General features: G+C 64.2%; 18 protein-coding genes. 10 read left to right on the forward strand and 8 right to left on the reverse strand.

Annotated elements, in window-relative coordinates:
• Positions 1-561: 561 nt before the first annotated feature.
• Positions 562-1,644, reverse strand: a complete 1,083-nt coding sequence (locus tag G3N64_RS16360) for a GlxA family transcriptional regulator (RefSeq protein ID WP_205784869.1) — start codon at positions 1,642-1,644, stop codon at positions 562-564.
• 281 nt (positions 1,645-1,925) lie between these two features.
• On the opposite strand from G3N64_RS16360, the gene G3N64_RS16365 reads away from it, so the two are divergent.
• Genes G3N64_RS16365 through G3N64_RS16390 form a run of 6 tightly spaced genes read left to right on the forward strand, consistent with a single transcriptional unit; the run spans position 1,926 to position 8,952 of the window.
• Complete coding sequence (locus G3N64_RS16365; RefSeq protein WP_205784870.1) at positions 1,926-3,311, forward strand: L-serine ammonia-lyase; 1,386 nt, start codon at positions 1,926-1,928, stop codon at positions 3,309-3,311.
• A gap of 15 nt (positions 3,312-3,326) precedes the next feature.
• Positions 3,327-4,571: a sarcosine oxidase subunit beta family protein gene (locus tag G3N64_RS16370; RefSeq protein ID WP_006480591.1), complete on the forward strand. Its 1,245-nt coding sequence runs from the start codon at positions 3,327-3,329 to the stop codon at positions 4,569-4,571.
• A gap of 14 nt (positions 4,572-4,585) precedes the next feature.
• Positions 4,586-4,885, forward strand: coding sequence for a sarcosine oxidase subunit delta (locus tag G3N64_RS16375; RefSeq protein ID WP_011354096.1), 300 nt, complete (start codon positions 4,586-4,588; stop codon positions 4,883-4,885).
• Complete coding sequence (locus G3N64_RS16380; RefSeq protein WP_205784871.1) at positions 4,882-7,893, forward strand: sarcosine oxidase subunit alpha family protein; 3,012 nt, start codon at positions 4,882-4,884, stop codon at positions 7,891-7,893. Before G3N64_RS16375 ends, G3N64_RS16380 begins: the two co-directional genes overlap by 4 nt.
• Complete coding sequence (locus G3N64_RS16385; RefSeq protein ID WP_205784872.1) at positions 7,883-8,515, forward strand: sarcosine oxidase subunit gamma; 633 nt, start codon at positions 7,883-7,885, stop codon at positions 8,513-8,515. The genes G3N64_RS16380 and G3N64_RS16385 overlap by 11 nt, the downstream gene beginning before the upstream one ends.
• Positions 8,512-8,952: a dihydroneopterin aldolase gene (locus tag G3N64_RS16390; protein WP_205784873.1), complete on the forward strand. Its 441-nt coding sequence runs from the start codon at positions 8,512-8,514 to the stop codon at positions 8,950-8,952. Before G3N64_RS16385 ends, G3N64_RS16390 begins: the two co-directional genes overlap by 4 nt.
• Before the next feature lie 217 nt (positions 8,953-9,169).
• Here the strand turns inward: G3N64_RS16390 and G3N64_RS16395 are convergent, their stop codons facing one another.
• Positions 9,170-10,243: an alkene reductase gene (locus G3N64_RS16395; protein WP_205784874.1), complete on the reverse strand. Its 1,074-nt coding sequence runs from the start codon at positions 10,241-10,243 to the stop codon at positions 9,170-9,172.
• A gap of 172 nt (positions 10,244-10,415) precedes the next feature.
• On the opposite strand from G3N64_RS16395, the gene G3N64_RS16400 reads away from it, so the two are divergent.
• Positions 10,416-11,291: a LysR family transcriptional regulator gene (locus G3N64_RS16400; RefSeq protein WP_205784875.1), complete on the forward strand. Its 876-nt coding sequence runs from the start codon at positions 10,416-10,418 to the stop codon at positions 11,289-11,291.
• A 30-nt stretch (positions 11,292-11,321) separates the two neighbouring features.
• On the opposite strand, the gene G3N64_RS16405 is transcribed toward G3N64_RS16400, so the two are convergent.
• The 6 genes from G3N64_RS16405 to tssC all read right to left on the reverse strand — a co-directional run bounded on the left by G3N64_RS16405 (position 11,322) and on the right by tssC (position 16,749).
• Positions 11,322-11,720, reverse strand: a complete 399-nt coding sequence (locus G3N64_RS16405; protein ID WP_205784876.1) for a lysozyme inhibitor LprI family protein — start codon at positions 11,718-11,720, stop codon at positions 11,322-11,324.
• A 20-nt stretch (positions 11,721-11,740) separates the two neighbouring features.
• Complete coding sequence (locus tag G3N64_RS16410; protein ID WP_205784877.1) at positions 11,741-12,412, reverse strand: lytic transglycosylase domain-containing protein; 672 nt, start codon at positions 12,410-12,412, stop codon at positions 11,741-11,743.
• Positions 12,413-12,597: 185 nt separating this feature from the next.
• Positions 12,598-13,032, reverse strand: coding sequence for a type VI secretion system baseplate subunit TssE (tssE, locus tag G3N64_RS16415; RefSeq protein WP_205784878.1), 435 nt, complete (start codon positions 13,030-13,032; stop codon positions 12,598-12,600).
• A gap of 112 nt (positions 13,033-13,144) precedes the next feature.
• Positions 13,145-13,804, reverse strand: a complete 660-nt coding sequence (locus G3N64_RS16420; RefSeq protein WP_241021019.1) for a DotU/TssL family secretion system protein — start codon at positions 13,802-13,804, stop codon at positions 13,145-13,147.
• Positions 13,801-15,147, reverse strand: a complete 1,347-nt coding sequence (gene tssK, locus G3N64_RS16425; RefSeq protein WP_205784879.1) for a type VI secretion system baseplate subunit TssK — start codon at positions 15,145-15,147, stop codon at positions 13,801-13,803. Before tssK ends, G3N64_RS16420 begins: the two co-directional genes overlap by 4 nt.
• A 54-nt stretch (positions 15,148-15,201) precedes the next feature.
• Positions 15,202-16,749 (reverse strand): type VI secretion system contractile sheath large subunit, encoded by a 1,548-nt coding sequence (tssC, locus tag G3N64_RS16430; RefSeq protein ID WP_205784880.1) that lies wholly within the window; start codon positions 16,747-16,749, stop codon positions 15,202-15,204.
• 377 nt (positions 16,750-17,126) lie between these two features.
• Between tssC and vgrG the strand changes: the two genes are divergently transcribed.
• From vgrG to G3N64_RS16445, 3 genes are all read left to right on the forward strand, one after another.
• Positions 17,127-19,472, forward strand: coding sequence for a type VI secretion system Vgr family protein (vgrG, locus tag G3N64_RS16435; protein WP_205784881.1), 2,346 nt, complete (start codon positions 17,127-17,129; stop codon positions 19,470-19,472).
• Positions 19,472-20,485, forward strand: a complete 1,014-nt coding sequence (locus G3N64_RS16440) for a hypothetical protein (RefSeq protein ID WP_205784882.1) — start codon at positions 19,472-19,474, stop codon at positions 20,483-20,485. Before vgrG ends, G3N64_RS16440 begins: the two co-directional genes overlap by 1 nt.
• 5 nt (positions 20,486-20,490) lie before the next feature.
• Positions 20,491-22,371: T6SS effector BTH_I2691 family protein (locus G3N64_RS16445; protein WP_277399115.1), on the forward strand; the 1,881-nt coding region annotated here is incomplete at its 3' end.

Raw genomic sequence — 22,371 nt, forward strand, 5'->3', positions numbered from 1 at the left:
CGCACCGGCTGCCCTTGGTGCGAGTTGTCGAAAGAGTTCGGCCGATGGCATATGGTGTACATGCGCTTCTCCCGGTGGTTTCGCAAAGGCGCTTGTGAACGCTTGGCGCACGCCGTGTCCGACGAGACAGAGATAAATGTATGCTGCTCGACTCGACCATCGTGCGTGCGCACCAGCTTCGGCTGGCGCTCAAAAAAGCGACCCGCTAGCTCTCGATCCGACGCCCCTAACCGGGTGGAAGATGTCTGCGCTCGTAATCGAACGAAGGGGGGCGCTTGCCGATATCCGCATCTCGGATGTAGTGGGTGAATCGTTCGACTTGAGTGAGGTAGTACGCAGACCACTTCGGGCGGTTCAGTTCAATCCATTCGAGCGTGCCCCCAGATGGGGCCGGATCGATGTAGCTCTCGAGTCCTTTTTCTATATAGAATTTAGATCGTGAAAGATAGTTATCGAAATAAATCGGCATTTGAATAATAAATTCCACAACAGGCTGCCTTCCGCGCAATTCCGAAATCGATTGGTAGCTACAGTTGATTCAGCCTGAAGGATCGGCGACGGTCAGTCCGAGGAAATGAGATGGGGTTGAGATAGCGGCTCGTTCTCGTCTGCCGCCGCGCCGGCTTCCGCGACTTCCCCGCCGCGCTCGCGATAGGTCGCCGGCGGCACGCCGAACTGCTTGCGGAACTCGCGCCCGAGGTGCGACGCATCGGCGAATCCGCAGCTCGACGCGATATCGGCCACCGTGCGGTCCGAGCTCGTCAGCAGCCACGCGGCCGTGCGCAGCCGTACCTGCTTCGCGAACGCTTGCGGGCTCTTGCCCGTTTCGGCCTTGAACAGCCGCTCGAGCTGCCGCGTCGACAGGTCGAGCTTGCTCGCGAGCTCGTCGAGCGACAGCGCGCGCCCGACATGCTGTTCCATCAGCAGAATCGCGCGCTTGACCTTCGGGTGCGTCGCCGGCTCGAGGCCCGGCGGATGCGGCTGCGGCGCATTGCCTTTCTGCATCTCGCCGACCAGCAGGATCCGCAGCGCCTTCTGCACGGTCGCGTGATCGAAATGGCGCAGCAGGATCGCGGCGGCGACGTCGATCGACGCGCGGCCGCCCGAGCAGGTGATGCGGCGCCGGTCGATCACGAACAGCCGGTCGGCGATCAGCAGGTCGGGATCGGCGGACGGGAAGCGCTCGATGAAATCCCAGTAGTGGAACCAGCTCACGCAGGTGCGGTAGCCGTCGAGCACGCTGGCGCGCATCAGCGTGAACACGCCGGTGCAGATGCCGACGACCGTCGCGCCGCCCGCTGCCGCGCGGCGAATGAAGTCGAGCGTCTCGGGGCCCGCCTGCGGCCCCGAATGCAGCAGCCCGCCGACCACCACCACATAGTCGAACGGCTCGGCCGCGTCGAACGTTTCCCACGGCGTGATCTGGATCCCGCAGCTCGCGCGCACCGGCGCGAGGGTCTCGCCGATCACGCTCCACGCGCACCGCACCGGCTTGCTGTAGTCGCCGTCGTCCGCCGACAGCCGCAGCATGTCGACGAAGCCCGAGAACGCCGTCAGCGTGAAGTTCGGCAGCAGCACGATGCCGAAGCGGATGCGCCGCGGCGCGGGTTCTGCGAGGGGGGAAGCGGGTACGTCGGGTGTCATCGCGGCCAATCTCTTCACGCCGGGCGGGCGGTCTCACTGAGTCAGTTGATACGGGTGATGCGGGTACGGCAGTCGGATGCAGCCAGCGTCGCCGATCGGTTCCGGCCCGACTTGTGGTTTTCCGTCGCGAACCATCGCCAAAACGCACTTTCGGGCCCGCCGGCATGGCGCTTGGCGGCGGTATCCCACGCCGATGCCGTTTTTGTTCTATCGGCCAATTTTACGCTTTGATGTACTGACGCCAACGATATTTCACGTGTGTTCCACCCAGAGGAAGCCAGATGAACGTCAGCGTCTTCGACCTGTTCAAGATCGGCATCGGTCCGTCCAGTTCGCATACGGTCGGCCCGATGATCGCCGCGTGCCGCTTCGCGTCGCACGTGGAGGACGCGAACCTGCTCGGTTTCGTGCGCCGCGTGCGGGTCGAACTATACGGCTCGCTCGGTGCGACCGGCAAGGGTCACGGTACCGACAAGGCCGTGCTGCTCGGCCTCGAGGGCCACCTGCCCGACACGATCGATCCCGACCTGATCGAGCCGCGGCTTGCCGCGATCCGCGCGGAGAAATCGCTGTCGCTGCTCGGCAAGCAGACCGTCCGCTTCGAGGAAAAGGAGCACATCGGCTTCTATCGCAAGCTGATGAGCGGCACGAGCATCGTGCACCCGAACGGGATGCGCTTCCAGGCCTTCGACGAGCACGGCCAGCTGCTCGTCGAGAAAGAGTATTACTCGGTCGGCGGCGGCTTCGTCGTGAATCGCGACGGCGATCGCGTGAACGGCGTGCGCGCGGCGGTCGAGGTGCCGTATCCGTTCCGCACCGGCGACGACCTGATGCGCCAGTGCCGCGAGCACGGGCTGTCGATCGCCGAGCTGACGATGCGCAACGAATGCGCGCTGCGCCCCGCCGACGAAGTGCGCGCCGGGCTGCTCGCGATCTGGCGCACGATGGCCGCCTGCGTCGAGCGCGGCTGCAAGGTCGAAGGCGAGCTGCCCGGCCCGATGCGCGTGAAGCGCCGCGCGGCCGAGCTGAATGCCCGCCTGCGCGCGCGTTCGGAAGAGTCGCTGCGCGACCCGCTGTCGATGCTCGACTGGGTCAACCTGTATGCGATGGCCGTCAACGAGGAGAACGCGGCGGGCGGCCGTGTCGTCACCGCGCCGACCAACGGCGCGGCCGGCGTGATTCCCGCGGTGCTGCACTACTACGTGAAGTTCGTGCCGGGCTCGAACGAAGCCGGCATCGTCGAATTCCTGCTGACGGCCGCGGCGATCGGGATCATCTACAAGGAAACCGCGTCGATCTCCGGCGCGGAAGTCGGTTGCCAGGGCGAAGTGGGCGTCGCGTGCTCGATGGCCGCGGCTGCGCTCGCCGCGGTGATGGGCGGTACGCCCGACCAGGTCGAGAATGCCGCCGAGATCGGCATGGAGCACAACCTCGGGATGACCTGCGACCCGGTCGGCGGGCTCGTGCAGATCCCGTGCATCGAGCGCAACGCGATGGGCGCGATCAAGGCGCTGAACGCGTCGCGCATGGCGCTCAAGGGAAACGGCCAGCACTACGTGTCGCTCGATTCGGTCATCAAGACGATGCGCGAGACGGGCGCCGACATGAAGACGAAATACAAGGAAACGTCGCGCGGCGGTCTGGCCGTGAACGTCATCGAATGCTAACGAAGGATCACTGACATGAGCCGCTACTCGATATTCAGCCTGTTTCGCAACGGCCTCTCGTACCACGAGAACTGGGAAAAACAGTGGAAGAGCCCGGAGCCGAAGAAGGAATACGACGTCGTGATCGTCGGTGGCGGCGGCCACGGCCTCGCGACCGCGTACTACCTCGCGAAAGAGCACGGCATCACGAACGTCGCGATCCTCGAGAAGGGCTGGATCGGCGGCGGCAACACCGCGCGCAACACGACGATCGTGCGCTCGAACTATCTGTGGGACGAATCGGCCGCGCTGTACGAGAAGGCGATGAAGCTGTGGGAAGGGCTGTCGCAGGACCTGAACTACAACGTGATGTTCAGCCAGCGCGGCGTGATGAACCTGGCCCACACGCTGCAGGACGTGCGTGACACCGAGCGCCGCGTGAACGCGAACCGCCTGAACGGTGTCGACGCCGAATTCCTGACGCCCGCGCAGATCAAGGAAATCGAGCCGACCATCAACCTGAACAGCCGCTACCCGGTGCTCGGCGCATCGATCCAGCGCCGCGCCGGCGTGGCCCGCCACGACGCGGTGGCCTGGGGCTTCGCGCGCGGCGCGGACCGCGCGGGTGTCGACATCATCCAGAACTGCCAGGTGACGGGCATTCGCCGCGAAGGCGGTGCGGTGGTCGGCGTCGATACGGTGAAGGGCTTCATCAAGGCGAAGAAGGTGGCGGTGGTCGCGGCCGGCAATACGACGACGCTCGCCGACATGGCCGGCGTGCGCCTGCCGATCGAGAGCCACCCGCTGCAGGCGCTGGTGTCCGAGCCGATCAAGCCGGTGGTCAACTCGGTGATCATGTCGAACGCGGTGCACGCGTACATCAGCCAGTCCGACAAGGGCGACCTCGTGATCGGCGCCGGCATCGACCAGTACACGGGCTTCGGCCAGCGCGGCAGCTTCCACATCATCGAAAGCACGCTGCAGGCGATCGTCGAGATGTTCCCGGTGTTCTCGCGCGTGCGGATGAACCGCCAGTGGGGCGGCATCGTCGACGTGTCGCCGGACGCATGCCCGATCATCACCAAGACCGACGTGAAGGGCCTCTACTTCAACTGCGGCTGGGGCACCGGCGGCTTCAAGGCGACGCCCGGCTCGGGCTGGGTGTTCGCGCACACGATCGCCCGCGACGAACCGCATCCGCTGAACGCGCCGTTCGCGCTCGACCGTTTCTACACGGGCCACCTGATCGACGAGCACGGCGCTGCCGCCGTCGCGCACTGAACGAGGAGATAAACATGTTGCTGATCGAATGTCCGTGGTGCGGGCCGCGCGCCGAATCCGAATTCTCGTGCGGCGGTGAAGCCGACATCGTGCGCCCCGTCAACAACGAGAACATGACCGACCGCGAATGGGGCGAGTACGTGTTCATGCGCGAGAACAAGCGCGGGCTGCACAAGGAGCAATGGCTGCACGCGCAGGGTTGCCGCCGCTGGTTCAAGGCCACGCGCGACACGGTGACCTACGATATCAAGGGCTACGAAAAGTTCGGTGGCGAAGCTGCCGGCAACGCACACGAAGAGGGCACGAGCAAATGAGCCAGAAAGACCGCCTCGGCACCGGTGGCCGCATCAATCGCGCGATTCCGTTGACGTTCACGTTCAACGGCCGCACGTATCAGGGCTTCCAGGGCGACACGCTCGCGTCCGCGCTGCTCGCGAACGGCGTGCACTTCGTCGCGCGCAGCTTCAAGTACCACCGTCCGCGCGGGATCGTGACGGCGGATGTGGCCGAACCGAATGCCGTCGTGCAGCTCGAGTCCGGCCCGTATACCGTGCCGAACGCACGCGCGACCGAGATCGAGCTGTACCAGGGGCTCGTCGCGACGAGCGTGAACGCGGAGCCGACACTCGAGAACGACAAGTACGCGATCAACCAGAAGTTCTCGCGCTTCATGCCGGCCGGGTTCTACTACAAGACGTTCATGTGGCCGCGCAACATGTGGCCGAAGTACGAAGAGAAGATCCGCGAAGCGGCCGGCCTCGGCAAGGCGCCCGAAGTGCTCGACGCCGATCGCTACGACAAGTGCTACGCGCACTGCGACGTGCTCGTCGTCGGCGGTGGCCCGTCGGGCCTCGCCGCCGCGCATGCGGCAGCCACGGCCGGCGCGCGCGTGATCCTCGTCGACGACCAGCGCGAACTCGGCGGCAGCCTGCTGTCGTGCCGTGCGGAGATCGACGCGAAGCCTGCGCTGCAGTGGGTCGAGAAGATCGAGGCCGAGCTGCGCAAGCTGCCCGACGTGACGATCCTGTCGCGCAGCACCGCGTTCGGCTACCAGGACCACAACCTCGTGACGGTCACGCAACGCCTGACCGATCACCTGCCGGTGTCGATGCGCAAGGGCACGCGCGAGCTGCTGTGGAAGGTCCGCGCGAAGCGCGTGATCCTCGCGACCGGCGCGCACGAGCGGCCGATCGTGTTCGGCAACAACGACCTGCCGGGTGTGATGCTGGCGGGCGCGGTGTCCACCTACGTGCATCGCTTCGGCGTGCTGCCGGGCCGCAACGTGGTCGTGTTCACGAACAACGATCGCGCCTACCAGACCGCGCTCGACCTGAAAGCGTGCGGCGCGAAGGTGACGGTCGTCGATTCGCGCGCCTCGTCGAACGGCGCACTGCCGGCCGCTGCAAAGCGGCAGGGCGTGACGGTGATGAGCGGTGCGGTCGTGACGGCCGCTTCGGGCAAGTGGCGCGTATCGTCGGTCGACGTCGCGTCCTACTCGAACGGCCAGACCGGTGGCAAGCTGCAGTCGCTGCCGTGCGACCTCGTCGCGATGTCGGGCGGCTTCAGCCCCGTGCTGCACCTGTTCGCGCAGTCGGGCGGCAAAGCCTGCTGGAACGACGAGAAGGCGTGCTTCCTGCCGGGCAAGCCGGTGCAAGCGGAGGCGAGCATCGGTGCGGCAGCCGGCGAATTCGGCCTGGCGCGTGCGCTGCGGCTCGCGGTCGACGCGGGCACGGAGGCGGCGAAGGCGGCCGGCTTCACGGTCGCGCAGCGCGCGGTCGCACCGCAGGTCGCGGAAGCCGTCGAAGGCGCCCTGCAGCCGTTGTGGCTCGTCGGCAGCCGCGAGGCCGCGGCACGCGGGCCGAAGCAGTTCGTCGACTTCCAGAACGACGTGGCGGCCGCCGACATCCTGCTCGCCGCGCGCGAAGGCTTCGAGTCGGTCGAGCACGTGAAGCGCTACACGGCGATGGGCTTCGGCACCGACCAGGGCAAGCTCGGCAACATCAACGGGATGGCGATCCTCGCAGGCGCGCTCGGCAAGACGATTCCGGAAACGGGCACGACGACGTTCCGCCCGAACTACACGCCCGTGTCGTTCGGCACGTTCGCGGGCCGCGAGACGGGCGATTTTCTCGACCCGATCCGCAAGACGTGCGTGCACGAATGGCACGTCGAGCATGGCGCGCTGTTCGAAGACGTCGGCAACTGGAAGCGGCCGTGGTACTTCCCGAAGAACGGCGAGGATCTCCATGCGGCCGTGAAGCGCGAATGCCTGGCGGTGCGCAACAGCGTCGGCATCCTCGACGCATCGACGCTCGGCAAGATCGACATCCAGGGCCCGGATGCCGTGAAGCTGCTGAACTGGATGTACACGAACCCGTGGAACAAGCTCGAGGTCGGCAAGTGCCGCTACGGGCTGATGCTCGACGAGAACGGGATGGTGTTCGACGACGGCGTGACGGTGCGCCTCGCCGACCAGCATTTCATGATGACGACCACGACGGGCGGCGCGGCGCGCGTGCTGACGTGGCTCGAACGCTGGCTGCAGACCGAATGGCCCGACATGAAGGTGCGGCTGTCGTCGGTCACCGATCATTGGGCGACGTTCGCGGTGGTCGGCCCGAAGAGCCGCAAGGTCGTGCAGAAGGTGTGCCAGGACATCGACTTCGGCAACGAAGCGTTCCCGTTCATGAGCTACCGGAACGGCACCGTTGCGGGCGCGAAGGCGCGCGTGATGCGGATCAGCTTCTCGGGCGAGCTCGCCTATGAAGTGAACGTGCCGGCGAATGCGGGCCGTGCGGTGTGGGAAGCGCTGATGGCGGCCGGTGCCGAGTTCGACATCACGCCGTACGGCACCGAGACGATGCACGTGCTGCGCGCGGAGAAGGGCTACATCATCGTCGGCCAGGATACCGACGGCTCGGTCACGCCGTACGACCTCGGGATGGGCGGCGTCGTCGCGAAGTCGAAGGACTTCCTCGGCAAGCGCTCGCTCGCGCGGTCGGACACCGCGAAGGAAGGCCGCAAGCAGTTCGTCGGCCTGCTGACCGAAGACGAACAGTTCGTGCTGCCGGAAGGCGCGCAGATCATCGCGAAGGACACGCAGGTGTCGGCGGTCGATCCGACGCCGATGATCGGCCACGTGACGTCGAGCTACTACAGCCCGATCCTGAAGCGCTCGATCGCGCTCGCGGTGGTGAAGGGCGGCCTGAACAAGATGGGCGAGAGCGTCGTGATTCCGCTGGCCAACGGCAAGCGCATCACCGCGAAGATCTCGAGCCCGGTTTTCTACGATACCGAAGGGGTGCGCCAGCATGTGGAATGAAACCAGAAACCAGTCGCAGGTGGCGGGCGCGGGCGGCGTGACGCTTGAATCGCCGTTCGTCGGCGCGGCCGACGTGCTGAAGCCGCATCAGGCGCGCGCATCGAAGAAGTTCACGCTGCGCGAGCGGCCGTTCCTCGATCTCGTCAACGTGCGCGGCGAGTTGAGCGATCCGGCATTCGTCGCCGCGTTCGAGCGCGTGGTCGGCTGCCGGCCGCCCGCGGAGCCGAACACGGTTGCGCGCGGCGCCGAGTACGACGTGCTGTGGCTCGGCCCCGACGAGTGGCTCGTGCGCTCGAACGGGCCCGTGCCGGCCGGTGTGCTCGAAGCGACGCTCGCGGAAGCCGTGCAGGGTTCGTATGCGGCGGCCGTCGATGTCGGCAGCGGCTACACGGTGGTCGAGATCAGCGGCGAACGCGTGCGCGACGTGATCGCGCGCGGCTGCCCGCTCGACCTGCATCCGCGCGTGTTCAAGCCGGGCCAGTGTGCGCAGTCGCACTACTTCAAGTCGCCGATCACGCTGATCCCGACCGGCGACGACACGTTCGAGATCGTCCTGCGCCGCAGCTTCGCCGACTATTTCGTGCGCATCATGCTCGACGCCGCGGCGCCGCTCGCATCATGAAGCCGTTCGACGAACCGTTCGTGGCGATCGACGCGCCGCGCCTGCGCGGGCGCGGCTGGAGCGTGTTCGTCGACGAACTGAAGGTGCCCGCGCGGATCGGCATTCATGCGCACGAGCATGAAGCGCCGCAGCCGATCGTGATCGATGCAACGCTCGGCTATCGCTGCGAGCCGAGCGAGCAGGGCGAGTGGATCGATTACGACGGCTATTGCACACGCATTGCCGCGTTCCTGTCGCACAAGCCGCATACGCGGCTGCTGGAGACGCTCGTTGCCGATATCGCGGTGCTGTCGTTCCGTGAATGGCCGGCGCTGGAGTCGCTGACGCTGTCGGTGTACAAGCCGAAGATCCGGCCCGGCACGAAACGCGTCGGCGTGTCGCTCGACTGGACGCGCGGGGATTATTTGCGGTGGACGGGCGCGGCGGGGCAGTTTTGATGTGTCGTGGCACGGCAAGCCAGTGCTCTGGTTTGCCGTGTTTTGCTCATTGTTCCTGGAATATCGGAACAATTGCCCACAGTAATTTTTCCGTCCTGGTGTCGTACTGGCTGAAGCGACTTCAGCCAGTCGTGCTGATCGATATGGCGTCATCGCACAGGCGATCGCCACAGCCCCCCATTCCGGCGCGCTGCAGCGATCCCCCCGAGCCGAAGCATCAAGCCGCAGCCGCACCATCCAGCGCCGGATAGTCGACATACCCGCGCGCATCGCCGCCGAAGAAGGTCTCGCGCCGCGCGTCGTTCATCGGCGCGCCGGTCTTCAGCCGCGTCACGAAATCCGGATTCGCCAGCACCATCTGCCCGTACGCTTCGAGATCGGCCAGCCCCGACGTCACGTCCGTGCCGATCGCGTCGCGCGTGCGGCCCGGGCGGTTCAGGATCAGCGTACCGTTCCAGCGTGCACGCAGGTCGGCCAGCAGCGCTTCGTCGCCGTGATGCATCACATGCAAATACGCGAGACCGAGCGGGTCGAGCTGCGCAGCCAGGTAACGGTACAGATCCGGCCCTTGCTCGCCTTCGTCGATCCCCCACATCGTGTTGCCGGGCGACAGGCGAATGGCCGTGCGGTCCGCGCCGATTTCGTCGGCGATCGCCGTAGCGACCTCGATCGCGAAGCGCGCGCGGTTTTCGATCGAACCGCCGTATGCGTCCGTGCGGAAGTTCGCGCTCGGCGCGAAGAACTGCTGGACCAGATACGCGTTTGCGCCGTGGATCTCGACGCCGTCTGCGCCGGCCTCGATCGCACGACGTGCGGCGAAGCGGAAGTCGTGTACGGTCTCACGCACTTCGGCGGTCGTCAGCGCGCGCGGCGCCGGGATGTCCTGCATGCCCTTCATCGTGAACATGCCCGCGCCTGGCGCGATCGCCGACGGCGCGACGGCCTGGCGGTGGTGCGGCGTATTGTCGGGATGCGACATGCGCCCCGCGTGCATCAGCTGGATGAACAGCCGGCCGCCCCGCGCGTGCACGTGGTCGCTGACCGCCTTCCAGCCGGCGACGTGCGCGTCGGTATAGATGCCGGGCGTCGTCAGGTAACCTTGCCCGTCGTCCGACGGCTGCGTGCCCTCTGTGACGATCAGGCCGATGCTTGCGCGCTGCGCATAGTATTCGGCGGCCAGTTCGCCGGGCGTACCGTCGAAGGTAGCGCGGCTGCGGGTCATCGGCGCCATGACCAGGCGGTTTTCCAGCGTATATCGGCCCACGCGGACCGGGGTGAACAGTTGGCTCATGATGCGTCGGCTCCTCGAGATTCGGGATGGCGGCGCCGGTGCGGCGCCGCCTCGGGCGCCGGCCGTGCACGGGTGTGCCGACCTCGCCTCCACGCACCCATCATCCATTGCTTCCTTTTCGGGATAAAACGGGTAATCTGGATAACATTGATCCATTGATGGAGCGGTGGGCATGGAACTGCTGAACGACATGGCGCTGTTCGTCGAAGTCGTGAAGGCGAAGGGCTTTCGCAGCGCGGCCGAGACGCTGGGGATGCCGAACTCGACCCTGTCGCGGCGCATCGGCGCGCTGGAGAAGGCGATCGGGCTGCGTCTGCTGCATCGCACGACGCGCCGGATCGAGCTGACCGAGGCCGGCCAGCTTTACTTCGAGCGCTGCAAGCGCATCGTCGACGAGGCGCGGCTCGCGCACGAGCAGCTCGGCGGGCTGCTGGCGGAGCCGACCGGCGTGCTGCGCGCGTCGTTTCCGGTCGATTTCGCGGTGGTCATCCTGGCGCCGCTGGTCGTCGAATTCGCGAACCGCTATCCGAAGCTGACCTTCGATTTCGAGCTGACCTCGCGGCGTGTCGATCTGGTCAGCGAACCGTTCGACGTGGCGATCCGCATGGGTCCATCCGAGGATTCGCAACTGATCGCGCGGCGGCTCGCCACGTTTCGGAACTACCTGTATGCGTCGCCCGGTTATCTCGCGCGCGCCGGCGAGCCGCGCGAACCGGAAGACCTCGCAAGGCACGCATGCCTCGGCCTGCAGCGAAGCGGGTCGTGGACGCTGCACGACGGCGCGCGTTCCGTCGCGGTGCCGGTGAGCAGCCGTTTCGGGGCGAACAGTGTCGGCATGCTGCGGCGCCTGGCCACGCTCGACGCGGGCATCATCGTGCTGTCCGAGGCGATCGTCGCGGACGACCTGGCCGCCGGCCGGCTGCGCCGCGTGATGCCCGAATGGGAAGGCGAGCCGATTCCGGTTTACGCGATGACGGAAACGCGGCTGCTGCCCGCGAAGACGCAGCATTTCATCGAATTTCTGCGGGAGCGTTTCGCGCAGGCGTGACGGGCGGCCGCGCGGGCATCCGTTCGCCGGTCAGTTCTGCGCCGGTGGCGGCGCATCCAGCTGCGCGTCCCATTTCTTCAGGATGCGCACGCGCGCCTGGCTGAAATCGACCCAGCAGTTCATCCACGCGTCTTCCGGGATCGTCTGCTGCGGATTGGCGGCTTTCACGTAGTTGCAGGTGTCGCCGGCGAAGCGGGTCCAGCTTGCCTGCGACTTCGCGAGCTCGCTGGCGGCATCGGGGTTGCGCTGCTTGAGCTTGCGCTCGAGCGGCCGGTATGCGTTCTCGACGGCCTGATCGTTCTGGCCGAGTACGCAGGTCCGCACGTCGTTCATCGTCAGCGCGTGTTTCTCGCAATCGACGGCAGCGAACGCGGCGGTGTGGCCGAGCGCCAGCGTGGCGATGGCAAGGACGCGAGTGGCATGGCGCATGCGTATCGAACGAAGAGAGGCTAGTTGCTGCGGGCCGGCGCCGGGCTCGACTTCTCGCTGACCGGCACCATGCCGCCCTTCGCATCGTTCGCGGGATTCGCGGTTTTCGCGTCGTCGTCCGGTTCGAGCACGAACCGGAACGAATCGACGCGCTGCATCACCTTCGCCGCATACGCATTCGATCCGCCGCTGTAGCTCCTCAGTCCGGCCCGCACATCGCCACCGGCTGCCCTTACGTAGCCCGACAGGATCGCGGAGCCGACCTCGACGTTCGCGTTCGGCTCGGTCAGGTCCTTCACGTTGCGCAGCAGGCCGCGATGCGCGGCCGGCACGACCTGCATCAGCCCGGTCGCGCCGTGCTGGCCGCGCGCCTTTTCCTGGAAGCGCGATTCGATCGAAATGATGGCGTAAACGAGTGCGGGCGGCAGCGAATATTTCGTCGCAGTGACGTTGACGATGTTGGCGAGCTTGATCGCCTTTTCCTTTGCGATACCGAATTTTTTCGTCAGGTAGGACGTGATGCGGCGGTTTTCTTCGTTTGGCTGATCGTTCGCGTCCAGCGCGGAAGCGGCGAGCGGCGCGGAGGCGGCCGTTTGCTCGGGCGCGGAGGCGGGCAGCGCCGACGCCTGTTGCGCCGATGCCGTGTGTGCCAAGCCGAGCGAAAGCACGATCAGCCAGAGTAACCGTCGCATGGTCGAGTGCGGGGAAATGGGAGGCGCATAGTATATCGGCCAATCGCGGCCGATGCGCGCGCGCGGGCTCGAATGAAAGCGCCGTGTCAGCTTGTGGCGGCGCACGGCGCCCGATCGCGGGTTGTTGCGCGGACACACATCGGAGTCCGGAGCGACGTTGCGACTGATCCAGGATCGCACCCCCGTCAGTCGCGATCGAGATCGGCCTTGAGCATATGAAGGCGGGTTCGTCCGTCGGGAGTGAAATGTGTACCGAAGCGTACCAGCCCTTCCCGATGCAGATGGCAACTCATGGTGAAACTCAGCAGCATGCCCGGCTCGGCGTCCCGGACCTGGAGATCGATCGACTTGACGCGTGGCTCGTACTTGAGGATCGTTGCTTCTATTGAATTTCGGAGCCGGTGCGCAGACGATGGCAGATGGCGGTAGATTTCCGAAAGATCGTCCAGGCCGTAGTCCGGCAGATGCGCAAGACTGTTGCGTCGGCTGTTCAGGATGCGCTGTATGTTGTCCTGTACGGAAAGAAACGTCTGCGTTGCTGCGTCGAAATCGGCGACGTTGGAGCCGTTCGAAAAATGTCCGGTTATGGCTTCGAAGAGGCCGGGGCCAGTCGGGTTCATCCATTCACCTCCGCTTTGCGATGAAAGTTGCCCGGCACCCGCATCGGCATGCGAGCAAGAGCATGACGGAAACCGACTACGAGCGGCAAGCACTGGAATGTGAGTTGCGGGTTCATGGCTGCACGATTCCAGCGACTGAACGACCGAGCCATTCATTGAGCGCGAGATAGAGCACGCCACCCATGATGAACGAGAGGGCGAGCCAGTTGAACGGCCAAAAGTGGCCACTCGGGCGGCTTGCGGTGACAGCATCGATCATGACGGGAAGGTGCATGTCTGGCTTGCCACCGAGGCGCTCATCGACTGCGTTCAGAAGCGCGGCATGAGCCCCACGATCGCCGAGTGCGAGCTTGCCAGCAAACCCGAGTTCCAGTATCGCCCGGAAGATCGCAAGTAGCGGCAGCACGGGGCGGGGCTCGGCAAGGCGGTGTTCGATGCGCGAAATCACCTCGTGGCCGGCGTCGTTCCGGCCGAAGGCTTCGATCTGCAACGGTTCGCGCTCCCAGGCGGTGCGATCGTCTCCGGTCAGGGTGCGCAATGCCGTCTCGTCGAGTAATGCGCATTGGGCGTACAAGGCATCCTCGATCACGTCCAGAGGATGGCCGGCCGACGTCATTTCGTCGCGCAGTCGGGCAACCTGTGTACTGCATGAATGCCGAAGCGGGACGAATGAATGGCGTGCTGGTTCGTGGGCGAGACTCGCGACGGTCATTGCGGTATCGCGTAAAGCGATCGGCAGCAGTATTGCGGCATCGAAGGGCTGCGGCATCATGCGGGGAGTACCACGTAAAGTTCGAGCGAGACGTCGGGTACCGACGCGGGGATGTAGAACTGACATGCCCGTGCGTCCATCATGCGCTTGAACGCGGCATGAGCACCGTCGAGAGCAAAGTACTGATTTTCGATGCGAACCGGAATGGCGGCGGGAACGCGCGACATGGCGCGCAGCGGAATGCCGGGTAGTGCGGAATTGACGATCTGCTCGACATCGTCGGGCGATCCGGCCTTGCACAGGCGCGGTAGCTGCTCGAGCAACGCATGAGCGGGCAACCCGGACTGGACTGACAGGTAATACTCTGCTCCTTCGACGAGCCGGTCGTCATTGATTTTGCCCAACCACGACGTCCCGCGCAGCTTCTCCAGGGCGATCGGTACGACACGCGACGGAACGACCGTATCGAGAAGCGTGCGAATCAACGATTCGAGCTCCGCGAAAACCGGATCGGGATCGAGGTGATCGTAGGCAGGAATGGATCGAAGGGTTTCCGCTGTCGAAAATGTCAGCAACGAACCTGCCAGGCGTGCCAGCGTGCCATACAGTCGTTCGGGGTGCTGATCGGGAGCCTGACACAGTCGTGCAAGCTCGGGCCAGCAACTGTTAACGCTGTGCAACAGCCAGAACAGCGACACATCGGCGACCGCATAGTCGGCGATCTGATCGGAACGCTCCCGGCGTCGCACGGCGAGGCTGGCGCTCTTGGCCAGCAGGATCTCGGAGAGCCGGGTCATGCGGCCGACGAGGTGGCTACTGGCCGACAGGAACAAACACGGCGGCACGAAGGTGGCGTCCATCTCGAAGCGTCCCTGCGCGTTGCGCGCGATTCTTCCGATCGGGCAGGTGACGTAGTCGCTCGACGCCTCGAAATCGAACAGCAACGCCAGCGCAAGGCGTTCCACGCTGATCTCTTCCACGTTGTCGCCGTTCACATCGGCGACCTGGAGATACTCCCGCCGAAAACGCCGCGGACGTGCAGGTCTTTCGTCGATGTCGATACAGTTGTTTCCTTGCGGATCAAGGAGCGGTAACCCGATGAGCACGACAACCGAATCGGTCTGCGAGGGGATGTCATTCAGATCGCGCGTCGGCGGAAGGCGATCGGCCGACTCGCTGTCGACCAGGGTTCCGTCCGGCAGGCGCAGATCGAGTGCGGACAACTGCAGGCGATCGATCGTCAGGGCTTGGGTGTCGAACGCAATCCGGCACACGCCCCACGGATCGGGGCTCGCGATACGAGCGATGCGTTCGTCGGTCGTCTGGTTCCACAACGCCTGCTGCTGAAAGTGCTGGGGCGTCATGAAAATTCCCTTGGCCCAAAGCGGTCTCGTTATCTTCATCGTCGTTCGATAGGCATGAAAAATACAGTTTCAGGGCGAGCCCGGCAGTCAGCGTCAATTTTTTGCCTTGGGCATTTGAGAGACGAGCGACAGGCCGATGTCCATCCCTTCGATCTGAAAGTGCGGAACCACGAACAGCCTGATGCGAAAAAAACCGGGGTTGTCTTCGATGTCCTCGACGCTGACGTGTGCTTCCCGTAGCGGGTGCGATGTCTGCAGGTCGTCGCCGGGATCGGTCATTTCCGTTACGAGCGACTTGATCCAGGTATTCAGTTCCAGTTCGAGCAGACGCCTGTCTTTCGTCGTTCCGATGTTCTCGCGCTGGATCAGTTTCAGGTAATGCGCGATACGCGAGATCAGGAAAATATAGGGTAATCGTGCGTTGATACGGCTATTCGCAGCTGCTTCCTTCGCTTCGTATGAAACGGGCTTCTGTGCCGAGCTCGCCGAAAAGAAGCAGGCGAAGTCGTGGTTTCGATAGAACGAAAGCGGAATCAGCCCCAGGTTCGCGAACTCGGCTTCGCGCGTTTCCGGAATCAGCGCCTCGGTTGGAATTTTCGCCGGAGCTCCGTTGCCCAGGTCATAAAGATGAAGCGACAGGTCCGTCACGAGGCCGCCCGCGCGAGGCCCACGAATCTGGACACACCAGCCGTTCCGGACGAAGCTCTTCACCAGGTTCGCGGCGAACACGAACGATGCGCTCGCCCACAGGTAGCGGGTGGAGTCGGGCCCCTTGACGGTTTCCCGATAGCTGAACGCACGAACGGGCACGGTGTCAGGGCCGTATGGCGGACGGGCCAGGAAGCGCGGGAGCGTGAGCCCGACATAACGGGCATCGTCGGATTCGCGAAAACTCTTCCATTTCTGGTATTCGGCGCGATCGAGATAACTGTCGACGTCCCGAATGCCGACGACTTCCTCCATCGATCGCTTGCCGAAGAACATCGGCGATACCGCGCCGATGAACGGCATGTGTGCCGCGGCGGAAACCTTCGAGATATCGCGCAGCAGCGCGATGTCCGGCGCGCTGCGATCGAATGCGTAACTGGCAATGACGGCTCCGATCGGCTCTCCACCCGGTGTGTCGTATTCGCGGACATACGTATGCAGAAAAAGGCCGCTCTGAATGATTTCGGGCGTGTCCTCGAAGTCATGCCGTAGCTGTTCTTTCGAGACGTCGAGCACTTCGATACGTACGTTCTTGCGGAAATCAGTGCGATCGACCAGGTATTTCAGACCGCGCCAGGTCGATTCGAGTTGCTGAAACGCAGCGTCATGCAGGATCGCGTCGATCTGGTTGCCGATCCGCGTGTCCAGTCGGGCGATGTGGAAGTCGATCAGGCTCTTGTCCAGCACGTCGATCTTTTGCGACGTGCTCCCGATGGCGTCGATGAGTACGGCAATCGCATGCACCAGACGATCGCCTGCGGTCGATCTCGACAGGGTATCGGGCTGCGCGAATGCGTGCAGCGGCTGCACCGGCGCCGCGGGCGAGATGCCGAGCGTCTCGCACAGCGACGCATAGATTCCGTTTGACGACGCGGATCCGGTGGGTGTGGCACCCGTCGTCGAATCACGAGGCGCGGTTTTGCGTTCCGACATGTCTCAACATTCGTCGATGATCACTCGATTTGTACGAGTCAAGCCAGACACACCCCACACACAATTTCAATCGGTGAGAGTGCCTGATCGAAAGCCGTCGATTGCTTTTCGGGACAATTTCCATTGGTTGAGGGAGCGGGTAATTGTGAGATAAAGATTCGGACGTCAAAAAAATTTAAGAATGGATAAATAGCATATAAATTCCATCTTGAAATTTTCATCGGAAATAATTTTTGCAAGTTGCAAAAAAGCCGCGAATGTCGATTCACATGGGATGCCAAACTGTTTACCATGCGTCGAAAAAATTCATATACCGGCTGTTGCGCCAGCGTGCGCGATATCGATCATGAGCGTGATGCGAGCGGGGAAAGAGGGCGATGGCGGATCTGCTTGAGAGGGTGGAAAGGTACGGCGTGAATCACGAGGCGGTGACGGGGCTGCAGGCCTATTTCCTGGACATCGCGGGAAGCGCCGCGAGCCGGGAATTGTCGGTGGTGTCGTTTACCGCGACCGAACGTATCGGCGATCCTTACCGGATCGTCATCGAGTTGACGCATCCGGACAACCTCCTTCGCGGCGACTATCTCGGGCGCGACGCCACGTTCACCATTGCACCGGAAGATGGCACACGGTCGCGCGTGTTCGCCGGATGCGTTACGCACTTCGCAAAAACGAAGACGACGAAGGATTTCAGCCTGTACCGGATGGTCGTCGAGGCGCACACCGCGCGTCTGCGGCTGGCACGCACGAGCCGCATCTATCAGCAACAGAGCGCACCGCAGATCATCGAGGCGATTCTGCGTCGCCATGGCTTCAAGGGGCACCAGTTCGCATTCACGCTTCGACGGCAGTATCCGCAGCACGCATTTCGCTTCCAGTATCAGATGTCGGATCTGGCCTACATCGGCATGCTGATGCAGAAGGAAGGGATCTACAGCTACTTCACGCAGGGCAAGCACGGCGATGTGGTCGTGTTTGCCGACGATGTCGATCATTACGTCTATGCGCCGGAACTGAATGCGCGTTATCGGGAGACGGCCGGCCTGGAGGCCGGCGTCGAGGCCGTGTTCGCGCTGGAGATGCACGCGAAGACGGTTCCGCAATCGGTTCTTGTCGCGGATTACAACCCGGATCAGTCCTGGGAGCGTTTCAAGGCCGATGCCAACGTGGCGAAGAAGGACGTCACGACTTACGGGCAAGCCTACGTTTACGGCACGCATCACCTGGATCAGGAAGGCGCGCGCTGGGAAGCGCAACTGCGTCACGAGGCGGAGATCGCATGGCAGGTGGTCTACGAAGGCGAGAGCAACGTTCTCGAACTGCGGCCGGCGCGTGTGCTGCGTGTCGACGAAGCGTTGCCGGATGCGCCGAACGGTCAGGTCGTGGTTGAAACGGTTCACACGGGCGGGCGCGAGCGTGCCTATCGCAACAGCTACCAGGCGATTCCTGCGGATCGACGCGTCAGGCTCCGGCTCGACGAGGAGGCATGGCCGAAGATCAATGGCACGTTGAGCGCGCGCGTCACGTCTCCTGGCGACTACGACTATGCGTACCTGACGCAGCAGGGCCGCTACACGGTGCGCTTCGACCTCGACTTCGACGAATGGAATCCCGGCGGCGAGAGCGTGCCGCTGCGGCTTGCGAAGCCGTTCGCCGGCAGCCTGCAGACTGGTTTTCACTTTCCGGCGCTGCACGGCGACGAAGCCGTGGTGGCTTTTCGCGACGGCAATCCGGACAAGCCGTACCTGTCCCAGTTTCACCACCACAGCCAGGCGGTCGACCTCGTCACGAATCAGGATCGGTGGCTGTCGCGCAACGTGATCCGGACGCAGAGCAACAACAAGCTGCGGATGGAGGACTGGCATGGATGCGAAGGCATCAAGCTGTCCACCGAACATTCCGGCAAGAGTCAGCTCAACCTCGGTTATCTCGTCGATTCGAACAAGCAGCGGCGTGGCGAAGGATTCGAGCTTCGCACGTCGGGATACGGTGCGATTCGTGGCGGGAAGGGGCTGTTTGTCTCCACCGACGATCGACCGAAAGCCGCCGGCGATCAACTCGACATGCAGGAGGCAATCGCGCGCCTGAACGACGCGCAGGCCCGCATGGAAGGGCTGGCTCAGGCGGCGGCCGTCGCGCAGGCCGATGCGGCCGATGCCAGATCGATGCAGCAGGTGCTCCAGGATCAGATTCGCGATCTCAGGCAGGCGGTGATGTTGCTGTCGTCGAATGCCTCGATAGCGACGGTTACGCCGGATACGCTGATTCACAGTGCCGGCGCCAATCTGACGATGACGGCGGGCGCCAATGCCGATATCGGCGTGCTGCGCAAGTTCACCGTCGCAGCCGGCGAGGCAGTCAGTCTGTTCGCGCAGAAGATGGGCATCAAGGTATTTGCGGCGCGCGGCAAGGTGCGGATCCAGGCACAGCGCGACGAAATGGAGTTGACGTCGCAGCGGAACCTGACCGTGACCAGCAGCGACGGCCACGTGATCGTCCAGGCCGGCAAGTCGATCATGCTCACGGACGGCGGTGGTGCTTACATCAAGCTCGACAACGGCAACGTCACCATCGCATCGCCGAACAAGGTGACGATCCGCATGGCGGACTTCGCCTGGGACGGGCCGGACAGTGCGGCCGGAAAGCTGCCGGCGTTTGCCGCCTGCAAAGGGTCGACGGCGGCTGCATCGATCGCCGGTGAAAACAGCATGGTGTTGTCGTGATGGCGAATCCGCAAGCTACCGCCCGCGTCACTCGCTGCGAGCCGCCGACACTCGCAGGCGGCGGCTTTCTGCTGGTCGATCCCGATGCATTTTCCGACGTCGACATGATTGCCGCGCTGAACCCGACGCGGTGCAGCCCGACCAACTGGGGCAAGGATCCAGCCGGCCTGCCTGCGATCATCGATCTCGGTCGGTGCGACGAATGGCAGATTGCCTGGCTGGCAGCGGTGCTCGACGCGGAGCATGCGAATCGGAAGCGCACGCCGCTGATGCAGGCGGGAATCGGCGCCTCTATCGAGGCATCCGTGTCGCTCGATGCGCTCGTGGAACACATTGCCGGTCTTCTCCTGGTGCTGCCGGTCAATCGGCACGGCAATCGCTCGCCTGGCGGCGCGCTGTGGCGTTTCTTCGATCCGCGCGTGTTTGCCCATCTGTGCTGGATGCTCGATTCCGCCACGCTGGACGAACTGGTCGGGCCTGTGTCGAGCTGGTCGTTTCCCTGGCTGGAAGGGTGGTTTAGATTCGACGTGAACGTTCGGCATGCCGAGGAAAACAGGCAGGAGCCTCTCGTGTTGCTCGAGGAACGCACCGGTGAGTTCCGGCGCATCGACGCTGCCATGTGGGCGCGTGCACAGCGAATCGCGAGCATCAATCGGGTGGTCGCTTGCCTCGATACCCCGGAGGAACGGGACTGGCCGCAGCGGGTTGCGATCGCGTCGCGAATCGAATCGGCATTGATGGCGGCCGAGCACCGGCTGCATTGGCGCGACCGGGAGGACTGCGTCTGCTATGCCGAGTACGCGGTGCGCTACGGCGCGGCGTTCCTCGATCATCCGAAGCTGGTCGACTGCTGGGCGCGGCTGGAAACCCGCGTCGCATCGATGGGCTGGGCCGACGTGATGGCTCTGCTTACGCCGGACGAGCATCGCGCGTTGTCCGGGCGCGTGGCCGATGGCGATCGCGTACCACCGGATCGGCAATTTCCGAATCACTTTTCATTCGAAGAGACTTGACATCGATGGCCGCAGCGACAGAACCGAAGTGCGATCTTTGCGACAAGCACGGCTTGCTGCTGATGCCGGTGCGCTATGCGATTGCGCCCGTCAGCAGCGGGCTGCCGGCGGTGAGCGCGCCGTTGAAGGTCGAGGATGCGGCGCGTAGCGTGGGCAGCGGCAAGCCGCAGAACCTGGCGATGCAGGGCTGCAGTGCGCGATACACGGCGCGGCTGCTGCGCAGCGGCTATCTGTATGCGTACGACGAGAAACGCGACCGGATGGACGCGTACTGGATCACGGAAGACGGCAACTATCTGCGCATCGCGCCGGAAGCGGCAGTGCCTGACGCGGCGAGGTTGGCCAAGCCGTGCAACTTTGCCGGGCATCAGGAACTGGCGGGATGCATTGCGATTCCGGGAGCGCGCGACGCGGGCCTCGTCTGGCTCGGTTACTCGGACGTGCAGTGGACGCGTGCGGTGATCGACGCGCACCGGGGCGCTGGCGGGAAGCGCCTGCGCGAACTGCACATGCGGGCGTTCGATGCGGGCGCGTGGGCAAAGGCGCATCCGGCGATGGCCGGGAAGAGCACCTCGCGCGGGCGCGGCGGTGTTCCGCATGCGGTGCCGATGAGCGAGCTTGCGACGACTGTGGGCGAGTACGCGACGGCCAAATCCGCGCCGAACGGCTTTGCGCCCTCCACCGCGCCCCGTTTCCACCTGCACGCGGGCAAGGCGGATGGTGTGATGGCGGCATGCAGCCGGCGCAGCCCGGAGTTGCAAGGCGCGATCGTGGCGGTGGACGATCCGGCGGGCGTCGCGCAGGACCTGGCCGCGCTGATCAACTGGCACAAGGAACGGTTGAACGATACGCGGGTGGAGAAGGAGAGGTACGGGGCCGGATATGGCCCGTATCCGACGACCTACCGTGACCTGTTCGCGCTGGATGTGGCGATCAAGACTTTGCATGCGTCCAACGACGTAAAGGTCAAGATGGAGGTGTTCCGGCAGGCGGAGGATCTTGCGGACTACCTCAAGGTGAGTTACGAGGTTGCGCGCGAGCATAGCCGGGCGATGGGGCATGCGCCGTCCGGGAATCTTGCTCGTCAGCAGGAACTGGACGCGCTCATCCGGCACCCTTCGCCGGAACGGTGGGCGGACGCGCAGCAGAAATCGTGGAAGGCGTATCTGGACAAATTGAACGTGGACGCCTACGGCAAGTGGAAGACGGAGTACGAGCAGGCGGAGAAGACGTTGCAGACGCAACATATCGAACCATTGGCGAAGGCGCATGCGGCATGGATGCAAAGCAACCTGCTCGCCAACAAGCTCGACTGCACGCATGACGGCAAGGATGCGCTGGCCGGCGATGTATACGCAGAGACACTGCAGCGCTGCATGGCGGCCACACAGGAGATCGCGGGCTGCAGCGAGGTTTATGTGCGCTGGTTGAAGGGCGATATCACGGAGAAGACCAATTTGCTGATGCGCGCGCTGGTGCTGCGTCAGGACGATCTGATCAAGGCGCTGGCGGCGGCGCCGCTCAACCCGGAGGCGGTGCCGTGGAAGGTGTTGATGGATCAGTACACGCGGCACGTTCAAGCGTTGCTCAAATCGGACCCGGTCGCGCAGGCCAAGGCACGAATGAAGCAGGCAGCGGCGGACAAGGCCAAGGCGCAGGCGGAAGCCGCGCCTCGCGAATTCTCCATGGCGGCTGCGATGTCGTCGGGCGTAGTGCTGTTCGACAACCCGCTGAGGCGCAATGCCGAACAGAAGGAAGCCGAAGCGAAATCGAGCCAGGCGCAGGCCGAGCAGGCGAAGCAGGAAGCCGCGCCGAAGCTGTTGCCGGATTCGGTGGCGGACGTGCTGACGCAGATCGCGGGTCCGTTGTCGAGAGTGCTGCGAGAG

The organism is Burkholderia sp. Ac-20344, from assembly GCF_017104975.1.
GTDB lineage: Bacteria > Pseudomonadota > Gammaproteobacteria > Burkholderiales > Burkholderiaceae > Burkholderia.